The organism is Streptomyces sp. (assembly GCF_035563135.1).
Lineage (GTDB): Bacteria > Actinomycetota > Actinomycetes > Streptomycetales > Streptomycetaceae > Streptomyces.
In genome coordinates, this window is the sequence record NZ_DATMVN010000834.1 from 1 (window position 1) to 4,734 (window position 4,734).

Annotated in this window: 3 protein-coding genes; 2 read left to right on the forward strand and 1 reads right to left on the reverse strand. The window is 74.4% G+C overall.

Translation table 11 applies throughout. The annotated features are described in order from the left end of the window. The first annotated feature begins 362 nt into the window (after positions 1-362). Positions 363-1,151, forward strand: a complete 789-nt coding sequence (locus VN520_RS36865) for a putative protein N(5)-glutamine methyltransferase (protein WP_325751316.1) — start codon at positions 363-365, stop codon at positions 1,149-1,151. Positions 1,152-1,267: 116 nt separating this feature from the next. Here the strand turns inward: VN520_RS36865 and VN520_RS36870 are convergent, their stop codons facing one another. Further along, entirely contained in the window at positions 1,268-1,513 is a 246-nt protein-coding gene (locus tag VN520_RS36870; protein ID WP_325751317.1) for a hypothetical protein, read from the reverse strand. A gap of 147 nt (positions 1,514-1,660) precedes the next feature. On the opposite strand from VN520_RS36870, the gene VN520_RS36875 reads away from it, so the two are divergent. After that, positions 1,661-4,657 (forward strand): bifunctional [glutamine synthetase] adenylyltransferase/[glutamine synthetase]-adenylyl-L-tyrosine phosphorylase, encoded by a 2,997-nt coding sequence (locus VN520_RS36875; protein ID WP_325751318.1) that lies wholly within the window; start codon positions 1,661-1,663, stop codon positions 4,655-4,657. Positions 4,658-4,734 lie beyond the last annotated feature (77 nt).

Below are 4,734 nucleotides of genomic sequence, written 5' to 3' on the forward strand. Positions count from 1 at the left end.
GTCACGCAACCCCATCGGCCGCCCGCCGGACCCCGCCACCCGCTGCCCGGCCGGGGATACTCGGACGCCCGACGGCCTGGCCGCCCCGCTCGACGCGCATCCGCAGGCCGCCGCCGTGGGCGGGCGACCGTGCCGCCGGCCGGAACGGCGCCCGCCCCGGCAGCCGAACGGCCGCCGGTACGGGACACATCGGGGCAGACGCAGGTCGGGTAGTGTGGCCCCTCCCGAGACCGGGACCGACCCAGGAGGTGAGACCCATTACCGCTTCAGCAGGCTGGGCGCTCACCCCTCGCCGTCGTACGGCTCACCGGGCCTGAGCGATCGCGGAGCGCCCATCGGTCCATCCGAAAGGCTCCGCCCCCATGCAGGAATTCGCTCCCTCGCCCACTTTCTCCACCCTCGTCACCACGCTCCGCACCGCCGGCTGTGTCTTCGCCGAGGACGAGGCGGAACTCCTTCTCTCCACAGCGGCCGGCCCCGCCGCACTCGCCGCCATGCTGGAACGCCGCACGGCCGGGCTTCCGCTTGAACACGTGCTCGGCTGGGCCGAGTTCTGCGGGCTGCGGATCGCCGTGGACACCGGGGTCTTCGTGCCCCGGCGGCGTACCGAATTCCTCGTCCGGCAGGCCGCTGCCCTCGCACCCGACCGGGCGGTCGTGGTCGATCTCTGCTGCGGCACCGGGGCGCTCGGCAGGGCACTCATCTCGTCGCTGCGCGAGGCCGAACTGCACGCCGCCGACGTGGAACCCGCCGCCGTGCGCTGCGCCCGGCGCAACGTGGGAGGGCGCGGGACGGTCTACGAGGGCGACCTCTTCGCCCCCCTGCCCCGTTCGCTGCGGGGGAGGGTCGATGTCCTGCTCGCCAATGTGCCGTACGTACCGACCGAGGACGTCGAGTTCCTGCCCGCCGAGGCGCGGGTCCACGAACCGCGCGTGGCGCTCGACGGGGGCAGCGACGGGCTCGACGTGATGCGGCGGGTCGTCGCCGAGGCGAAAGACTGGCTCGCCCCGGGCGGCAGCCTGCTGGTCGAGACGAGCGAGCGGCAGGCCGCGCGCGCCGAGGAGACGGTGGGAAGCGGCGGACTGACCGCGCGCGTCGTCGTCTCCGAGGAGCTGTACGCCACGGTCGTCATCGGGACCCGCCCCCGGTAGGGGCTCATCGGGAACCGCCCCGTCAGGGGAGCCCGGGGATGGCATCACGCGGACTGCCCGGGTCGGCCGGGGCCGGACCAGGCGGCCCGGGGCGGCCCGGGGCGGCCCGGAGTGCCTCAGGCGAAGCGCCGGCGCGTCCGGCCGTACGGGTCGCCCTTGGCGAAGCCGAAGGCCGTGCCAGCTCCGCGCGGTCCAGCAGCCCGGCCGCCTCCGTCCAGGGCCGGGCGCCAGGGCCGGGCGGTGGCGTCCTCGTCGCCGTAGTGGGGGTCGAGGGTGGTCGCGGGGGCGCCTGTGGTCCCGGTGTCTTCGGCCTGTTCGGCCTGTTCGGTGTTCTCGGTGGTCCCGGCGTTCTCGGCCGGCATGACGGGCCTCCTGGGACGGTACGGCGGCGTGCGGGGGCCTTCGTCGTTCGCGCCCTGGAGTGCGGACTCCGCCCCCGCCCCGGATTCATCGGCGCGGGGATAGGCTCGAAGAGCGGATATGGGTGATCGGCGGGCAGGAGACACAGGATGACGACGGTGCCGGGACGCAGGAGCAGTACGTTCACCAGACTGCTGCGGCACGGTTTCACCGATCCGTCCGCCGCCGAACGGCTGCTGGACCTGCCCGAGCTCTCCTCCGTACGGGCCGATCCCGTCCTCCTGGAGGCCCTCGGCGCGACCGCCGACCCCGATCTGGCCCTGCGCGGCCTCGTACGGCTCGTCGAGGCCGAGGAGGCGGAGGAACGACAGGTCCTGCTGGACACCCTGGTCACGGCCAAGCCGTTGCGCGACCGGCTCCTCGGGGCCCTCGGCGCCTCCGAGGCACTCGGGGACCACCTGGCCCGGCACCCGCGTGACTGGCAGGTGCTCGTCACGTACGAGGCCACCGATCTCCACCCCGGGGTCCCGGAGTTCGAGCACATGCTCTGCGACGCGGCCGACCCGGACTCACTGCGCGTCGCCTACCGCAGGTCACTGCTGTCGATCGCCGCCCGCGACGTCTGCGGTACGACGGATGTCGCACAGGTCGCCGCAGAGCTCGCCGACCTGGCGACGGCCACCCTGCGGGCGGCGCTGGCCATCGCCCGGGCCGCCGCGCCCTCCGACGCCGCACAGTGCCGGCTCGCCGTCATCGCGATGGGCAAATGCGGCGGGCACGAGCTGAACTACGTGTCCGACGTCGACGTGATCTTCGTGGGCGAGCCCGTCGACGGCGCGGAGGAGAACGGCGCCATGCAGGCCGCCACCCGGCTCGCCGCCCATCTGATGCGGATCTGCTCCGACACCACCGTCGAGGGCACCATCTGGCCCGTCGACGCCAACCTCCGCCCCGAAGGCCGCAACGGGCCCCTGGTGCGGACGGTGTCCTCGCACCTCGCCTACTACCAGCGCTGGGCCAAGACCTGGGAGTTCCAGGCACTGCTCAAGGCCCGGCCGGTCGCCGGGGACGCCGAGCTCGGAGCGCAGTACGTCGAAGCCGTGTCGCCGCTGGTGTGGCAGGCCGCCGACCGGGAGAACTTCGTCGGCGACGTGCAGAAGATGCGCCGTCGCGTCGTCGACAACATCCCCGTCGACCGTGTCGACCGCGAACTCAAGCTCGGCCCCGGCGGGCTCCGGGACGTCGAATTCGCCGTACAGCTGCTCCAGCTCGTCCACGGGCGCAGCGACGGCACCCTGCGCTCCGGCTCCACCCTGGAGGCCCTGCGGACGCTGGCCGAAGGCGGGTACGTCGGACGGGCGGACGCGGCGCAGCTGGACGAGGCGTACCGCTTCCTGCGGACCATGGAGCACCGCATCCAGCTCCACCGGCTGCGCCGCACCCATCTGGTCCCCGAGGAGGAGACCGACCTGCGCAGGCTCGGGCGCTCCCTCGGCCTGCGCACGGACCCGGTCGCCGAGCTCAACCGGGCGTGGCGGCGGCACGCCTCCGTCGTACGTCGGCTGCACGAGAAGCTCTTCTACCGGCCGCTCCTGGACGCCGTCGCCCAGCTCGCGCCCGGCGAGAGCAGGCTCAGCGCGAAAGCCGCAGGCGTCCGGCTGGAGGCCCTCGGCTACGCCGATCCCGCCGCCGCGCTGAGGCACCTGGAAGCCCTGTCCTCCGGGGTCTCCCGCAAGGCCGCGATCCAGCGCACGCTGCTGCCGGTGCTGCTCGGCTGGTTCGCGGACTCCGCCGATCCGGACGCCGGGCTCCTGGGCTTCCGGCAGGTGTCCGACGCCCTCGGCAAGACTCCCTGGTACCTGCGGCTCCTGCGCGACGAGGGCGCGGCGGCCGAGAACCTCGCCCGCGTCCTGTCCGCAGGGCGGCTCGCCCCCGACCTGCTGATGCGCGCCCCGGAGGCCGTCGCCATCCTCGGCGACCCGGAAGGGCTGCGGCCGCGCAGCCGGGACCACCTGGAGCAGGAGGTGCTGGCCGCCGTCGGCCGGGCGCCGGGGGCCGAAGCAGCCGTCGCGGTGGCGCGCGGGGTGCGGCGGCGGGAGCTGTTCCGTACGACGGCCGCCGACCTCATCGGCTCGTACGGCACGGAGGACAACCCGGCCGAGCCCGACCCGGGCGCCCTCGTGGACCGGGTCGGCTCCGCGGTCACCGACCTGAACGCCGCCACGCTGTCGGGGGCGCTGCGCGCCGCTGTCCGTGAGCGGTGGGGCGACACCCTGCCGACCCGGTTCGCCGTCATCGGCATGGGCCGTTTCGGCGGGCACGAGCTGGGCTACGGCTCGGACGCGGACGTCCTGTTCGTGCACGAGCCCCGGGAAGGGGTCGGTGACGAGGAAGCGGCCCGGGCGGCGAACGCCGTGGTCACGGAGATGCGCAGACTGCTGGAGCTGCCGACGGCCGACCCGCCGCTCCTGATCGACGCCGACCTGCGGCCGGAGGGCAGGACCGGGCCCCTGGTGCGCACCCTGAAGTCGTACGAGGCGTACTACCGGCGCTGGGGGCTGGTCTGGGAGAGCCAGGCGCTTCTGCGCGCGACGCCGATGGCCGGGGACGAGGAGCTGGGCCGCGCCTTCATCGATCTCGTCGACCCGCTGCGGTACCCGATGGAGGGGCTGGGGGACGACGCCGTCCGGGAGATCCGGCGGCTCAAGGCGCGGATGGAGTCCGAACGCATGCCGCGCGGGGCCGATCCGACGCTCCACACCAAGCTGGGGCGCGGCGGGCTGAGCGACGTCGAGTGGACGGTCCAGCTGATGCAGATGCAGCACGGCTGGGCGGAGCCCGGACTGCGGACCCCGCGTACGCGGGAGGCGCTGGCGGCGGCCTGCGCGGCGGGACTCGTCCCGGCGGAGGAGGCACAGACGCTGGACGAGGCGTGGGTGCTGGCCTCGCGCGTGCGCAACGCGGTGATGCTGGTGCGGGGGCGGCCGGGCGACACGTTCCCCTCGAACCCGCGTGAGCTGACCGCGGTGGGGCGGTACCTGGGCTATGAGCCGGGGCACGTGGGGGACATGCTGGACGACTACCGGCGGATCACCCGGCGGGCCCGGGCGGTGGTGGAGGAGAGGTTCTACGGCGCCGCGGGGTGAGGCCGGGCGGGCCTCGCATCCGGGCGAGTGGGCCTCGCATCCGGGTCGGGCGGGCCTCGCATCCGGGCGAGGAGCCG